At 75.0% G+C, this 15,134-nt stretch carries 12 protein-coding genes; 5 read left to right on the top strand and 7 right to left on the bottom strand.

What is annotated here, in order from left to right:
- Nucleotides 1–9: 9 nt before the first annotated feature.
- A complete protein-coding gene (locus RF640_RS03070) occupies nucleotides 10–516 on the bottom strand; it encodes an Lrp/AsnC family transcriptional regulator (protein WP_035930346.1) in 507 nt (168 codons plus the stop codon).
- Between the two features lie 112 nt (nucleotides 517–628).
- On the opposite strand from RF640_RS03070, the gene ald reads away from it, so the two are divergent.
- A complete protein-coding gene (ald, locus tag RF640_RS03075) occupies nucleotides 629–1,750 on the top strand; it encodes an alanine dehydrogenase (protein ID WP_368826551.1) in 1,122 nt (373 codons plus the stop codon).
- 36 nt (nucleotides 1,751–1,786) lie between these two features.
- Here the strand turns inward: ald and cydC are convergent, their stop codons facing one another.
- From cydC to RF640_RS03090, 3 genes are all read right to left on the bottom strand, one after another.
- On the bottom strand, nucleotides 1,787–5,176 hold the full coding sequence (cydC, locus tag RF640_RS03080; RefSeq protein WP_368826553.1) for a thiol reductant ABC exporter subunit CydC: 3,390 nt from the start codon (nucleotides 5,174–5,176) through the stop codon (nucleotides 1,787–1,789).
- Nucleotides 5,173–6,264, bottom strand: coding sequence for a cytochrome d ubiquinol oxidase subunit II (gene cydB, locus RF640_RS03085; protein ID WP_368826555.1), 1,092 nt, complete (start codon nucleotides 6,262–6,264; stop codon nucleotides 5,173–5,175). Before cydB ends, cydC begins: the two co-directional genes overlap by 4 nt.
- A 66-nt stretch (nucleotides 6,265–6,330) precedes the next feature.
- Entirely contained in the window at nucleotides 6,331–7,950 is a 1,620-nt protein-coding gene (locus RF640_RS03090; protein ID WP_368826557.1) for a cytochrome ubiquinol oxidase subunit I, read from the bottom strand.
- Between the two features lie 112 nt (nucleotides 7,951–8,062).
- Here RF640_RS03090 and RF640_RS03095 point away from each other — a divergent pair, with 112 nt between their 5' ends.
- From RF640_RS03095 to RF640_RS03105, 3 genes are all read left to right on the top strand, one after another.
- Entirely contained in the window at nucleotides 8,063–8,449 is a 387-nt protein-coding gene (locus tag RF640_RS03095; protein ID WP_368826559.1) for a BlaI/MecI/CopY family transcriptional regulator, read from the top strand.
- Nucleotides 8,450–8,453: 4 nt separating this feature from the next.
- Nucleotides 8,454–9,425 carry a M56 family metallopeptidase gene (locus RF640_RS03100; RefSeq protein WP_368826561.1) on the top strand — a complete coding sequence of 324 codons (972 nt, stop codon included), beginning with the start codon at nucleotides 8,454–8,456 and terminating at the stop codon, nucleotides 9,423–9,425.
- Nucleotides 9,426–9,493: 68 nt separating this feature from the next.
- Entirely contained in the window at nucleotides 9,494–10,594 is a 1,101-nt protein-coding gene (locus RF640_RS03105; protein WP_017831897.1) for an alanine racemase, read from the top strand.
- 82 nt (nucleotides 10,595–10,676) lie between these two features.
- Here RF640_RS03105 and RF640_RS03110 read toward each other — a convergent pair whose 3' ends face one another.
- Complete coding sequence (locus tag RF640_RS03110; RefSeq protein WP_272026320.1) at nucleotides 10,677–12,224, bottom strand: PTS ascorbate transporter subunit IIC; 1,548 nt, start codon at nucleotides 12,222–12,224, stop codon at nucleotides 10,677–10,679.
- Between the two features lie 14 nt (nucleotides 12,225–12,238).
- Nucleotides 12,239–13,069: a PTS sugar transporter subunit IIA gene (locus RF640_RS03115; protein WP_272026321.1), complete on the bottom strand. Its 831-nt coding sequence runs from the start codon at nucleotides 13,067–13,069 to the stop codon at nucleotides 12,239–12,241.
- A gap of 172 nt (nucleotides 13,070–13,241) precedes the next feature.
- Between RF640_RS03115 and RF640_RS03120 the strand changes: the two genes are divergently transcribed.
- On the top strand, nucleotides 13,242–14,456 hold the full coding sequence (locus RF640_RS03120; RefSeq protein WP_368826564.1) for an MFS transporter: 1,215 nt from the start codon (nucleotides 13,242–13,244) through the stop codon (nucleotides 14,454–14,456).
- Nucleotides 14,457–14,536: 80 nt separating this feature from the next.
- On the opposite strand, the gene RF640_RS03125 is transcribed toward RF640_RS03120, so the two are convergent.
- Nucleotides 14,537–15,076: a hypothetical protein gene (locus RF640_RS03125; protein ID WP_017831890.1), complete on the bottom strand. Its 540-nt coding sequence runs from the start codon at nucleotides 15,074–15,076 to the stop codon at nucleotides 14,537–14,539.
- Nucleotides 15,077–15,134: the final 58 nt, after the last annotated feature.

Here is a 15,134-nt window from a genome sequence, read left to right on the forward strand (position 1 = left end):
CGGGGGCGGTCAGGGCTCCACGGACCCCTGGACGTGCTCGAACACCAGGCTGGTCTGCGTGGCCGCCACCGCCTGGTTGGAGGACAGGTGCTCGCGGACGAACTGGCGGATGTGGTCGGTGTCCCGCGCCGTGACGTGGATCAGGAAGTCGTCCGAGCCCGCCAGGAAGAAGAACTGGGACACCTCCGGCACCGACTTCAGTCCCTCGCCGAACGCGGACATCAGGTGCCGGGCCCCCGGCCGCAGGCGCACGCTGATGAGGGCCTCGATGGTGCTCCCGAGCGCCCGGGGGTCCACCTCGACCGTGAAGCGGCGGATCACGCCCGAGCGCTGCAGACCCTTCATCCGCGCCAGACAGGTGGACGGGGCCACGCCGAGGGCCTCGCTGAGCGCCTGGTTGGTCGCCCGGGAGTTCTCCCGCAGCAGCGCGAGCAGGCGCCGGTCGAGCTCGTCCAGCTCGTCCCGGGGCCGCCGATCCTGCGGAGCGGCCCGCGTGGGCGGGGTCACCTTCTCCATGGTTCGTCCAGTTCTGCACCGATTGCCGAAGGATCGTCGACTTCTGCCCCGGCAACGGTGTCGGATCGTAGTTTTGGGAGACCCATTCTACGTTTTCTGCGGAAGGCCCTCGATGATCATCTCCGTCCCCACCGAAGTGAAGACCGACGAGCACCGGGTGGCCATCACGGTCTCCGGTGTGCACGAGCTGCGCCGCCGCGGCCACCGGGTGCTCGTGGAGGCCGGTGCCGGCCTCGGCTCGGGCTTCTCCGACGAGGACTTCGCCGCCGCGGGCGCGGAGGTCGTGGTGGACCCGGACGAGCTGTGGGCCCGGGCGGACCTGGTGCTGAAGGTCAAGGAGCCGATCGCCTCCGAGTACCACCGGTTCCGGGAGGGCCTGGTCCTGTTCACCTATCTGCACCTGGCCGCGGAGCCGGAGCTCACCCGCGCCCTGCTGGCCGCCGGGGTCACGGCCGTCGCCTACGAGACCGTGCAGACCGCGGACCGCCGGCTGCCGCTGCTGGCGCCGATGAGCGAGGTGGCCGGCCGGCTGTCGGTGCAGGCCGGGGCCTCGGCCCTGACCGCCACCGGCGGCGGCAAGGGCGTCCTGCTCGGCGGCGTGCCCGGGGTCCGCCCCGCGCAGGTGACCGTGATCGGCGCGGGCGTGGCCGGCACCAACGCGGCCGCCATGGCCGTGGGCCTGGGCGCCGAGGTCACGATCCTGGACATCGACGTGGACCGGCTGCGCGCCCTGGACGACCGGTACGCCGGGCGGCTGCGCACCGTCGCCTCCAACGCCTACGAGGTGGAGCGCGCGGTGACCGAGGCGGACCTGGTCGTCGGCTCGGTGCTGGTGCCCGGCGCCCGGGCCCCGAAGCTGGTCACCCACGAGATGGTCGGGCGGATGAAGCCGGGCAGCGTCCTGGTGGACATCGCCGTGGACCAGGGCGGGTGCTTCGAGGACAGCCGTCCCACCACCCACCAGGACCCGGTCTTCCCGGTGCACGACACCCTGTTCTACTGCGTGGCCAACATGCCCGGCGCGGTGCCCAACACCTCCACCTACGCCCTGACCAACGTGACGCTGCGCTACGTGACCGCCCTCGCCGACCGCGGCGCGACGGCGGCGCTGGCCGCCGACCCCGCGCTCGCCGCCGGGCTCAACACGATGGCCGGCCACGTGACGCACCGCTCGGTCGGAGAGGCCCACGGCCTGGACGTCGTCGACCGGTCGGAGCTGCTGCCCGCCGCCTGAGCCGCACGCCCCCGCCGAACACCCCCGCCGGACGGATCAGCCGGCGGCCGGGACGGCGTGCACCGGCCGTGCGTCCTGCCGGAGGTCCGGCTCGTGGCCCGGCAGCCGCAGCCGGGCGTCCGTCCCGGCGGATCCGTCGGCGAGGTGGTGGGTGACGAGGACGACGACGCGGTCGGCGAGCCCCTGCCGCAGGTCGGCGAGCAGCGACCGCGCCGCGGGGGCGTCCAGGTGGGCCGTGGGCTCGTCGAGCAGGACAACGTCGGCCCGGGTGAGCAGGGCCCGGGCCACGGCGACGCGCTGGCGCTGGCCCCCGGACAGGTGCGCCCCGCCGGGGCCGACCCGGGTGCCGAGGCCCTCGGGCAGCTCGGCCAGGAAGGGCCCCAGGCCCACCCGGTCCAGGGCGGCGCGGATCTCGGCGTCGGACGGCGGGTCCTCCCGGCCGCGGGCGAGCAGGAGGTTGCCGCGGATCGTGGAGTCGAACAGGTGGGCCTCCTGGGGGCACCAGGCGACGCTGCGCCGCAGCCGCCCGGCGTCGAGCGCCCGGCTGTCGACGCCGTCCACGGACCACCACCCCCCGGCCGCCGGGAGGTGGCCGAGCAGCGCGGCCAGCAGGGTCGACTTCCCGGCCCCGGAGGGCCCCTCCACCACGAGCCACTGCCCGCGCCGCACCGACGCCTCGAGCCCCCGGAACGCCGGGGCGGGCGCCCCCGGCCACGTCACCGTGAGCCCGTGCAGGGCGAGCTCGCGCACGGGCAGCGGCGCACCGCCGGGCTCCGCCGGGGTGTCGGCGGCCTCGCGGGCCGCCGCGGTGATCGGCCGGAGCTTGCGCAGCGAGGCCGAGAGCGCGGGCCACTGCTGCACCGCGTCCACCGTGCCGAGCATCGGCTCCAGCAGCCCCAGCGGGAGCAGCACGAGGGCGGCGACCACGGGCGCGGCGAGAGTGCCCTCGCCCACCGGGCCGGCGGTCGCGGCGAGCATGAGCACGGACGAGACCGAGCAGGCCAGCACCGCCGTGCCGCTGCCCAGGCCCAGCGCCCAGGCGCTGCGGCGGGCGGCGGCCTCGGCCTCCTCCTCCAGGGCCTCGAGCCGCGCGAGCATCGCCGCGGAGCGCCCGTTGGCCCGCAGCTCGTCGGCGGCGGCGACCATCGCGGCGAACCGGCGGAGCACCCCGGAGCGCACCACGGTGGCGCCGCGGGCGGCGGAGCGGTCGGCCAGCAGCGCCACGACCGGTCCGGCGAGCAGTCCGCCGGCGAGCGCGACGGCCAGGGCGGGCAGCCCGCCGGGGTGCAGGGCCGCGACCGTGACGGCGGCGCCGGCCGCGGTCCCGGCCCCGACCAGCGGCGGCAGCACCACCCGGGGCACGAGGTCCCGGACCCGGTCCGCGGTGGCCACGAGGTGGTCCAGGGCCGCGCCGCCGGTCGCGAGGCTGCGGGAGGCCACGCCGCGCACGGCCAGTCCCGCCCAGAGCCGCGCCCTCAGCTCGGTGGTGCAGGCGAGGACGGCGTCGTGGCCGAGCAGCCGCTCGGCGTAGCGCAGCACGGCCCGCCCGATGCCGAAGAAGCGGACGCCGACGACGGCGACCATCAGGTACATGATCCCGGGCTGCTCGCTCGCGCGCACGATCAGCCAGCCCGAGAGCGTCGTGAGCCCGGCGGCGAACAGGGCCGCGGCGGTGCCCAGGGCCACCGCGCCGGCGGTCCGCCACGGGGCCGGCGCCAGGAACGCCGCGAGCTCGCGCAGGGCGCCGCGCGGGGGGACGGGGTGCGCCGCGTCCGGGGCGGGATCTCCCGGCTCCGGGAGCGGGCCGCCGGGAGCGGGCGGGGCGTCGGCCCCCGGCGTCGAGGGCGCGTCGGGGCCGCTGCCGGTGCGGGGGGCGGCCGCGGCCCCCAGCAGGAGCTGCTGGTCCGCGAGCGCGGTCACCTCCGTCTCGTGGGAGGCCAGGACCACGGTGACCCGGCCGCGCAGGTCCTCGAGGAGGGCCTCGACGCGGCGGGCGTTGGCGGGGTCGAGGTGGGCGGTGGGCTCGTCCAGCAGCAGCAGCCGGGCCCCGGCGTCCACGCGGGCGAGACCGCGGGCGAGGCCCAGCCGGCGCAGCTCGCCGGGGCTGAGCCGGTCCGGGTCCGCGCCGGCGAGCCGGGAGAGCCCCACCCGGGCGAGGACGGCCCGGGCGGCGGCCTCGTCCTCGGCGTGGAGCAGCACCTCGTCGAGGACGTTCTCCCCCACGGTGGACACGTGCTGCGGGACCCAGGCCACGGTCGCCGGGTCGATGCCCTCGACGCTCCCCTCCTGGGCCGGCACGGTCCCGGCGAGCACGCCGAGCAGGGTGGTCTTGCCGCTGCCGCTGGGGCCCTCCACGCTGAGCACCGACCCGCCGGGGACGACGGCGTCGACCCCGGACAGGACCGGGCCGCTCCGGCCGGTGAAGTGCACGCCCAGCCCGCGCACCCGGACGGACGGCGGGCCCTCGCGGGAGGAGTCCGGGCCGGCGCGGCGGACGTCTGCGGGCACCGGCTCCCCGACGATCTCGTCGGAGCGGCGCAGGGCGGCCCGCCCGTCCTGCGAGGCGTGGAAGGCGGCGCCCAGGTCCCGGAAGGGCGCGAAGCACTCGGGGGCGAGCAGGAGGGCGACGAGCCCGGTCAGCAGGTCGAGGTCGCCGTGGACGAGGCGCACGCCGACGAAGACGGCGACCACGGCGACCGAGAGGGTGGCGATCAGCTCGAGCACGAGCGAGGAGAGGAAGGCGGTGCGCAGGGTGACCAGGGTGGTCTCCCGGTGCCGCTCGGAGACCTCGCGCAGGGCCGCGGCCTGCTCGTGGACCCGGCCCAGGCCCACGAGCACGGGCAGCCCGCGGGCCAGCTCCACGAGGTGGTGGGAGAGCCGCTGCAGCGCGGCGGAGGACTCCTCGACCTGGTCCTGGGTGTGCAGGCCGACCAGGACCATGAACAGGGGCACCAGGGGCACGGTGAGCACCACGATCAGGGCGCTCACCCAGTCGGCGGACAGGATGCGCGCCCCCACCAGCAGCGGCACGGCGGCGGCGGTGACCACCGAGGGCAGCACGCGCGCGTAGTAGTCGTCCAGGGCGTCGAGGCCGACCGTGCCGACCACGGTGGTGGCCCCGACGTCGTGGCCGCCGCCGGCGAGGACCCGGCGGGCGAGCTCCCGGCGCAGGCCGCGCTTGGCGTCCCCCGCGGCACGGGCGGCCACGTACTGGGCGGCCCACGTGGTCGCGGCCCGCAGCGCCCCGGCGCCGACGCCGAGCACGAGGGCCCGCTGCCAGGCCTCGGGGGCGCCGTCGAGCACCCCGACGACGCCCCGGGCCACCGCCTCGGCCATGAGGACCAGCGCCAGCGCCTGGAGGGCCGCCAGGACGCCGAGGGCGAGCACGGCCCCGGCTCCGCCGGGGCCCAGGGGAGGTCGTCTCATGCCGGCCGGTCGCCCCCGGACGGGGCGGTGGCCGGGGAGCCGCCGGGGGTCGCGCCGGGGCGGGGGGCCACGGCCGCCCGCACGGCGTGGGCGGCGGGCAGGTGGTCGGTGGTCAGGCGGCGGCGGAACACCCAGTAGCTCCAGCCCTGGTAGAGCAGCACGAGGGGCAGCCCCAGGCCGGCCACGACCGTCAGCACCCCCAGCGTGTAGTCGCTGTTGGAGGCGTTGGCGACCGTCAGGTCCCAGGCCGGGTCCAGCGTGGAGGGCAGCACCACCGGGAAGACGTTGGCGAAGATCGACCCCAGGCCGAGGGCGAGCACGGCGGCGGAGCCGGCGAAGGCCCGTCCTTCGCGGCCGAGGCGTGCACTGGCCCAGCCGAAGAGCGCCGCCGTGGCGGCGCCCCCCACGAGCAGCCAGGTCCAGGACGTGCCGTCGCGCAGCTGCACCGCGACCACCCAGCCGGCGAACGGGAGCAGCGCGGCCGGGCCGAGGCGCACCAGCAGGCGGCGGGCGCGCAGGCGCACCGCCCCCTCTGTCTTCAGCCCCAGGAAGGCCGCGGCGTGGGCGAGGCAGAAGCCCACCACGGCGAGCCCGCCGAGCAGCGCGTAGGGGGTGAACCAGGCGAAGGCGCCGCCCACCCGGTCGCCGTTGGCGTCGATCGGCAGGCCCGTGGTGGTCAGGGCCAGGGCGGCGCCGAGGCCGAAGGCGGCCAGGAAGGAGCCGATGCCGATGCCGCGGTCGGCCCACCGCCGCCACCGGTCGCTCGAGCCCTTGCCGCGGTACTCGATCGAGACCGCCCGGAAGATCAGTCCCACGAGCACGAAGACCAGCGGGACGTACAGGGCGGAGAAGAGCGAGGCGTACCAGAACGGGAAGGCCGCGAAGAGCCCGGCCGCCGCGGTGATCAGCCACACCTCGTTGCCGTCCCAGACCGGGCCGATCGTGTTGAGCATCTGGCGGCGCTCGCGCTCGTCCCGGGTGCTGGTGAGCATGAGCATGCCCACGCCGAGGTCGAAGCCGTCGAGGAGCAGGAAACCGCCCCAGAGCACGGCGATGGCGATGAACCAGAGGGTGGGAAGGAAGTCCATGTCAGCGGGCTCTCTGCGTCGGGCGGGCGGTCGTGGGGCTCGGGGCGGCGGGTCGCAGCGCCGGCATCAGTAGGCGAAGGCGAGCACGTCGTCGCCCCGGCCGGAGGCGCCGCCGTGGCCGCCGCCGGGGCCGTCGCCGGGGCCGTCGCCGTGGTCGTCGTCGTGGCCGGAGCCGTGCGCCAGCTCCGGCATCGCGGCGGCGACCCCGCCCCGCACGTACCGGGTCAGCAGCACGACCTCCACGACGAGCAGCACGGCGTAGATCAGTCCCAGCACGGCCAGGGAGAAGATCACCTCCTGCCCGCTGATGCCCGGGGAGACGGCCGCGGCGGTGTACATGTACACGCCGTCCACGCCGCTCGGGTTGGGGTTGGGCGCCACCACGAAGGGCTGTCGGCCCATCTCCGTGAACACCCAGCCGGCGATGTTCGCCCCGAACGGGGCCAGGATGGACGCCACGGCGGCCCACATCAGCGGCTTCGAGGCCGGGACGGTGCCCTTCCGGGCGACCCACAGCGTGAGAGCGGCGAAGCCGGCGGCCAGCATCCCGAAGCCGATCATGAGGCGGAAGCCCCAGTAGGTGACCTCCATCAGCGGCAGGTAGTCGATCCTCTGCCCGGCGCGCTCGCCGTACATCGGGTCGTCCGGCAGGTGGGTGCCGTAGGCGGCCTCGTACTCCGGGATCAGGGTGTTCACGCCCTTGACCTCGGTGTCGAAGTCGCCGTGGGCCAGGAAGGAGAGGAGGCCGGGGATCTCGATGACGTCGACCACCTGGTCGCAGTCCTGCCCGCCGAGAGGTCCGACCGACAGGACGGAGAAGCCCGTGCCGTCGTGGCAGGCCGCCTCGGCCGCCGCCATCTTCAGCGGCTGCTGCTCGAACATCAGCTTGCCCTGGATGTCACCGCTCGCGGCGACGGCCCCGAAGCCCAGCACGGCCACGACCGCCCCGATGCGCAGGCTCGACAGCCACACGCCGTGGTCGGTGCGGTCCCGGCCGGGGATGTCGGGGCGTTCCCCGACGACGACGCGGCCCCGCCCGTCCACGGTGTCGATGCCGTCCCGGCGGCGCTGCCACAGCTGGTACCAGGCGATGCCCACGAGGAAGGCGGCGCCCACGGCCACCGCGCCGGCCAGGGTGTGCGCGTAGGCGACCAGGGCCGTGCTGTTGGTCAGGACCGCCCACACGTCGTTCATCACCGGGCGGCCGTCGACCATCTCGACGCCCACCGGGTGCTGCATCCAGGAGTTCGCGACGATGATGAAGAACGCCGAGACCACGGAGCCGAGCACGGCCGTCCACAGGGAGGCGAGGTGCAGCTTCTTCGGCAGCCGGTCCCAGCCGAAGATCCACAGGCCCAGGAAGGTGGACTCGAAGAAGAACGCCAGCAGGCCCTCCATGGCCAGCGGGGCGCCGAAGACGTCGCCCACGAACCGGGAGTACTCGCTCCAGGCCATGCCGAACTGGAACTCCTGCACCAGACCGGTGGCCACGCCCATGATGAAGTTGATCAGGTAGAGCTTGCCCCAGAACTTCGTCATCCGCAGCCAGCGCTCGTTGCCGGTGCGCACCCACAGCGTCTGCATCAGCGCCACGAGCAACCCGAGCCCGAGCGTGAGCGGGACCATCACGAAGTGGTAGACGGTGGTGATACCGAACTGCCAGCGGGCGATCTCCAGAGGATCCATCGGCTGCCTCCCCCAACTCCTCCGCGCCGGTTTTCGGCACGCGTCTTCTACACGGCGTAGAAGTATTTCTACGCACTGTAGAACATCGCCCGGGCCGGGCTACAATCGGGCAGTGCCACACAACGACCCGAACCGCGCGGCCCCCCTCGGCGAACTGGAGCGATCCGTCATGGAGCTCCTCTGGCAGGCCGGCACCCCGCTGTCCGCCTACGACCTCCTGGACCGGCTCCCGGACTCCGGCGACGGCGCCCGCCCGCGCGCCGCCACCACCGTGCTCACCGTCCTCTCCCGGCTCGAGCGCAAGGGCTTCGTCCACCGCGACCGCGCCTTCCGCCCGCACCGCTACCGCGCCGCCGCCACGCGCGAGGAGCACATGGCCAACCTCATGCACGACGTGCTCGGCGCCGCGGACGACCGCGCCGCCGTCCTGGCGCGCTTCGTCGGCCAGGTCAGCGCCGAGGAGGCCCAGACCCTCCGCCGGCTGCTCGGCGGCCCCTGAGCACGTGGTCGCCACCTCGCTGGTGCTCGCGGCGCTCGCGGTCGCCCTGGCCTGGCCGGTCCCCGTGCTCCTGGCCCGGGCGCGGTGGCCCGCCCGGGCGCCCGCCACGGCCCTGATCCTGTGGCAGGCCGTGGCCCTGGCCGGCGGGCTGTCGATGCTCGGAGCCCTCGTCACCTTCGGCCTGGCCCCCTTCGGCCCGGACCTGGTGAGCAGCGGGATCAGCTTCTCCGCGCAGTTCCAGGGCAACGACCTGGGGCGGGCCTTCGGTCCGCTGCAGGTCCTCGCGCTCTCGGGCGCGCTGCTGCTCGGCGGGCACCTGCTGCTGAACCTGCTCGTCACGGTGGTCCGGGCCGAGCGGGAGCGCCGGCGCCACGCGCAGCTGGTGCTGCTGCTGAGCACGCCCCTGGCCGACGCGCCGGGCACCCGGCTGCTCGACGACCCGGCCCCGGTGGCCTACTGCCTGCCGGGGGCGTTCACCACGCTGACCGTGCTCTCCGTGGGACTGGTCTCGATGCTGGAGGAGGACGAGCTGTCCGCCGTCGTCGAGCACGAACGGGCCCACGCCGACCAGCGCCACGACATCGTGCTCGTGCTCTTCCGGGCGTGGAAGGCCTCCCTGCCCTGGTTCCCGATCGCCCGCCGCGCCCAGCGCGAGGTCGGGCTGCTCGTGGAGATGCTCGCCGACGACCGGGCGCGGCGCGCGGTCGAGGACGGCGTGCTGGCCCGGGCGATCGCCCTGGTCAGCGCCGGCGGGCCGGGCCTGGCGTTCCACGCCGCGGCCCCTTCCCGGCCGGGGCTCCCCGCCGCCGGGGAGGGACGGGCCCTGGTCGACGAGGCCCGGGACCGCATCCTGCGCCTGGGCTCTCCCCCGCTCCCGCCCGGGCGGACCGCCGCCGTGATCGCGGCGGCCGTCGCCCTGGTCATCGTGCCCACCCTCCTGCTCCTGGGACCGGGCCTCGGGCGGCTGCTCGCCTGAGCGGCGACGCGGAGGGGTCCTAGGATGGGCGGAGCCCAGCAGACGGCCGACCCCGCGCAAGGACACTCATGCACCGCATCCCCGACGAGGTCGACACCCCGGACGTCCTGATCGACCGGGACGTGCTCGAGCGCAACATCGCGCGGATGGCCGCGGCCGTGCGCGAGCGGGGCCTGCTGCTGCGCCCGCACGCCAAGACGCACAAGGTCCCGGAGATCGCGGCGCTGCAGCTCGCCGCCGGCGCGGCCGGGCTGACCGTGGCCACGCTCGGGGAGGCCGAGGTCTTCGCCGCGCACGGGGCCGAGGACCTCTTCGTCGCGTACCCGCTGTGGGTCGGCCCGCGCCAGGCGGAGCGCCTGCGCCGGCTGAGCGCCGCGGCCCGGATCAGCGTGGGGGTGGACTCCGCCGAGGCCGCCGCCGTCATGGGCGAGCAGCTGGGGGACGCGGCGGGGGACGTGGCCGTGGTCGTGGAGATCGACAGCGGCCACCACCGCAGCGGGGTCCGCCCGGAGGCCGCCGCGGACGTCGCCCGGGCCGCGGCCCGGGCCGGGCTGCGCGTCGAGGGCGTCTTCACCTTCCCGGGCCACAGCTACGCCCCGGGCATGCCGGTCGAGGCGGCCGCGCAGGAGCAGCAGGCCCTGGACCGGGCGGCCGGGCAGCTGGCGGCCGCAGGCTTCGAGGTGCTGCGCCGCAGCGGCGGCTCCACGCCCAGTGCGCTGCTGACCGACAGCGCCACAGCCACGGAGGTGCGGCCGGGGGTCTACGTCTTCGGCGACGCCCAGCAGCTGGAGCTCGGCCGGTGCGCCCTCGAGGACATCGCCCTCACCGTGGCCGCGACCGTGGTCAGCCGGCACGAGGGCGGGAACGGGGTGCCGCGGCGGACCGTCCTGGACGCCGGCAGCAAGGTCCTCGGCAGCGACCGGCCCGCCTGGGCCACCGGCTGCGGGCGGTTGATGGACCACCCGGACGCCCGGATCACGGCCCTGTCCGAGCACCACGCCACCGTCGTCTGGCCCGAGGACGCCCCGCTGCCCGCCCTCGGCGAGCGCCTGCGCGTCATCCCCAACCACGTGTGCCTGACCATGAACCTCGTCGACGACGTGGCCGTGGTGCGCGAGGGCGCCCTGCTGGAGCGCTGGACCGTGGCCGCGCGGGGCCGCAACTCCTGACCCCGCGGCCCGCCGGGCGACCGCCGAACGATCCCGGGCACGGCGGATCGGCGCGAGGCTGCGGCGGAGCCGGCCCGGCGGCTCAGCTCGGGGGCGGCGGCGGAGCGGGCGCACCCTTCGGCGGCGCGATCTTGGGGAACGAGCGGGCGGCGCCCGGAGCCGCCGCGTCCTCGGTCTCCGGGGCGCCCGCGGTCCCGGGCCAGGCACGGCCGGCGGCCGGGTCCCAGTGGGTGTCGACCACCTTGCGCTGCACCACGATCGCCAGCACCAGCACCCCGATCCCGATCAGGGAGATGACCACGATGCCGCCGACGGACCCGATTTTGGCGGCGGAGCCCACGGCGATCCCGAACCAGCCGAAGTCGGCGTCGCCGAAGGTGGTGTTCTCCTCCCCGAAGGCGCCCAGGACGGAGAGCAGGAAGGCGGGCAGGAACGTGATGATCAGGCCGTTGACGAAGCCGCCGGCGAGGGCCCCGCGGCGCCCTCCGGTCGCGTTGCCGTAGACGCCGGCCGCGCCGCCGGTGAAGAAGTGGGGCACCAGGCCCGGCAGGATCAGGGCGAGGCCGATGGCGGGGTTGAGCCAGACGGAGAGGACGAGCAGCCCGATCAGGCCTCCCACGAAGCTGGAGATGAAGCCCAGCAGCACGGCGTTCTGCGCGTAGGGGAAGACGATCGGGGCGTCGAGGGCCGGGATGGCGCCGGGGACGACCTTGGCGGCGATGCCCTGGAAGGCCGGGACGAGTTCGCCCAGGATGGTGCGCACGCCGAAGAGGATGACCGCCACGGCCACGCCGAACTGCAGGCCCTGGGTGATCGACATCATGATGTAGTTGCCCACCCCGGTGGCGCCGCCCTCGAACGCGGTGAAGGCCTCCTCGGTCCCGGCCCGGGCGAGGAAGAGCACGGCGAGGACCACGTACATCAGGGCCATGGACAGGGCGGTGGCCACCATGGAGTCGCGGAGGAAGCGCAGTCCCTCCGGCAGCTTCGTGTCCTCGGTGGACCGGCTCTTCTTCCCCACGACCTGGCCCACGGCGCCGGCGGCGATGTAGCCGGCGGTGCCGAAGTGGCCGATGGCGACGCTGTCGTCGCCGGTGATCCTGCGGGTCCACGGGTGGGCGAGCGCCGGGAGGGAGACCATGAGGATGCCGAGGAGCACGGCGCCGAGCAGCACGGTCACCCAGCTGCCGTACCCGGCGGTGGCGAGGATGATGGTCAGCATCGTGGCCATGAACAGCACGTGGTGACCCGTGAGGAAGACGTAGCGCAGCGGGGTGAAGCGGGCGAGCAGCAGGCTCACGGCGAAGCCGAGGATCATCAGCCACGCGACCTGGGCCCCGTACTCGGCCTGGGCGATCCCGGCGATGGCCTCGTTGGTGGGGATCACGCCCTGGGCACCGGTGGCGCCCAGGATCATGGCGCCCAGGGGTTCCAGGGAGGCGACGACGAGGGTGGCCCCGGCGCCGATCAGCAGGAAGCCGAGGGTCGCCTTGATGGCGCCGCCGATGATCTGGCCGGTGCTCTTGCGCAGAGCGGCCAGGCCCACGGCGGTGATGATGCCGATGAGGAACGCCGGGACGGCGAGGATCTCGCTGACCAGGAACTCGGGGATGCTGACGAGCCAGTTCACGGGAACACCTGCTTCTAGACGTCGTAGAGCTCACGCAGGGCGGCGTCGAGCTCGGTGGTGCTGGTGAAGTTCTCGATCACCTTCACGGGGACGCCGACGTCCCCGAGGGTGCGGGCGATCTCCCCGGAGGTGAGGATCAGGTCGGCCTCCTTGGCCTTGCCGCGGGCCGAGATGGTGTCGGTCGCCTCGACCGTGAGGTACTTGCCCCACCCCCAGTGGTCGAGCACCTGCTCCAGGGTGTTCTTGAGGAACAGGCTGGTGCCGAGCCCGTTGCCGCAGACGGTGAGGATCTTGTTGCGGCTGTCCGCGGCCGCCTCCGCCGCTCTGGTCGCCGCCGGTTCCGCCGCCGGTTCCGCGGCCGGCGCCTCGTCCGTCGTCGACGGTCGCCGGGACGGCGCCTCCTCCGTCAGCACGGCGAGCACCTCCTCCGGGGTCCTCGCCTCGTCCAGGGCGGTCCGGGTCCTCGGCGAGCCCAGCAGCGTGGCCAGCGTCCGCATGGCCTGGAGGTGCTCCTTCTGGTCCTTCGCGGAGAGGGCGACGACGAGGGTCACGGGGTCGTTCGCCGCGTGCCCGAACTCCACCGGCCGGGCCAGCCGGACCCAGGACATCGCGGTGCGGTGGACCGCCTCCGAGGGCCGGGCGTGGGCGAAGGCGAAGCCCGGCGCCACCACGATGTACGGGCCGTTCTCCTCGACGCTGGTGATCATGGCCTGCGTGTACTCGCTGCTGATGGCGCCCTGGCGCTCGAGCAGCTCACCGGCGAGCGCGATGGCGGCCCGCCAGTCCTCCGCCGGTTCGTCCAGGCAGATCGATCCGAGGTCCAGCAGCCGGCTGAGGTGAGACATACCTGACATGGTATCTCATTTCGGCTCGCTCATGTGATCCACATCACATTCATTTAGGCCGATCCGGCCGGGAACGGGACGGCCCGTCCCGGGGCCGGGCGCGGATCTGGCAGGCTGGCAGGAGCACCTGCCCCGCCGGCAGGAGATCACTGCACCGTCGGGGAGGACCGAGATGAGCCAGCGTTCCGTGCCCGCGCACGCCCTGCCGTGGGTGGTCGTCGGCATCGTGCTCGTCGCACTGAGCCTGCGCGGGCCGATCATCGCCCCGACGCCGGTGATCACCCAGATCCAGTCCGACCTCGGCCTGTCGGCGGCGACCGCGGGCCTGCTCACCGGTCTGCCGGTGCTGCTCTTCGCACTGGTCACCCCGCTGGCCTCGAAGCTGATCGGACGCTTCGGGCCCGAGGCGGCCGTCCTGGTGTGCCTGAGCGGCGTGCTGGCCGGGACCGTGCTCCGCTCGGCCGGACCCGCCCCGGTGGTCCTGGCCGGCACCGTGGTCATCGGCGCCGCGATCGCCGTCGGCAACATCGTGGTCCCGGTGATCATCCGCCGCGACGTCCCCTGGCGCCGGATCCCCGTGGTGACCGCCGCCTACACCGCCGCCCTCAACCTCGGGTCGATGATCACCGCCCTGGGCACCGCCCCGCTCGCCGCGCTGATCGGCTGGCGGGCAGCACTGACCTCCTGGGGCGCGCTGACACTGGTGGCCCTGGTGTTCTGGCTGGTCGTGGCCCGCCGCCGGGCCGGCACACCGCACACGCCCCCCGCCCCCGCCGAGCCAGACACCGCCACCGGGGCGCTGCGCCAGGCCCGGGGCACCACCCAGATCCGGCGCATCGGCTGGTGGCTGACGCTGGCCTTCTGCGGGCAGGCCATCTCCTACTACTCCGTCACCGCATGGCTGCCCACCCTGCTGGCCGACACCCGCGGACTGAGCCTGGCGGCCTCCGGGGCCGGGGCCTCCCTGTTCCAGGTCGCCGCCATCGCCGGCGCCCTCGGGGTGCCGCTGCTGGCCGCCCGCGCCCCGGCGTGGGTGCCGGTGGCCGTCATCGGGGCACTGTGGATCACCCTCCCGGTCGGGCTGCTGATCGCCCCCGAGGGCTACCTCGTGTGGTCCGCCGTCGGCGGCGTCGCCCAGGGCGGGGGCTTCACCACGATCTTCTCGATCGTCGCGCGCATCGTGCGCACGGACGCCGAGGCCGCGGCGACCTCCGCCCGCATCCAGGGCAGCGGCTACCTCGCCGCGACGGCCGGCCCGCCGCTGATCGGGGCCCTCAACGCCGGCACCGGGGGGTGGACCGTCCCGCTGCTGGTCGTCCTCGCCGCCACCGTGGTGTTCCTGGTCGGAGGGCTTCTGGCCGTCGCGGAGACCCGCCGCCTCCGCTAGGGGCGACCTTCCCGGAGCCCGGCACGCGGGGTCCGAGGGCGCCTCCGAGGAGGCCGGTAGAGGGCCGGTCGAGGGGAGAGTCAGTCGAGCTCCACCACGGTGACCGGCAGGGGCAGGGACTCGGCGGTGAAGGTGGTCTGTTCGGAGAAGGGGACCCCCGCCTCGTCCCGGCCGAAGCACAGGGCGAGCACCTCCCCCGGCTCGGTGCCGGCCATGAGGGTCCAGTGCTGGCCGACCGCGTCCACGGCGTGGGCCTGGTGGTCGAGGTCCGCCTCGCCCTCGACGTCGGCGAAGCGGGCCCGGTAGGCCTCCAGCTCCTCGGGGGTCTGGAGCACCCCGGCGGAGACGACCGCCTCCTCGTCGCCGGTGACGGCCGGGGCCACCGGATAGGCGATGCGGAACGGCGGCTCGAGGACCTCCAGCAGCTCCCGGGCGGGCGTGGCGTCGTCGCCGCGCAACCACAGCCGGCCCGTGCCGTCGACGAAGCCCGTGTACTCCTCGTCGTTGGGGTAGAAGCAGAGGAACCCCGAGCCCGGGATGCGCGCGGCCAGCCCGGTGAGGTCCGCGGCGTGCTCCACGGTCAGGAAGCGGGTGAGGGGCTCCAGCAGCAGGGGTTCCACGGGTGATGTCTCCTAGCGGGGCGGCGGGGCGGTGGGACGACGACGGGGCGGTCGCGCC

Source organism: Kocuria sp. CPCC 205231 (assembly GCF_040980965.1).
Classification (GTDB): domain Bacteria; phylum Actinomycetota; class Actinomycetes; order Actinomycetales; family Micrococcaceae; genus Kocuria; species Kocuria rosea.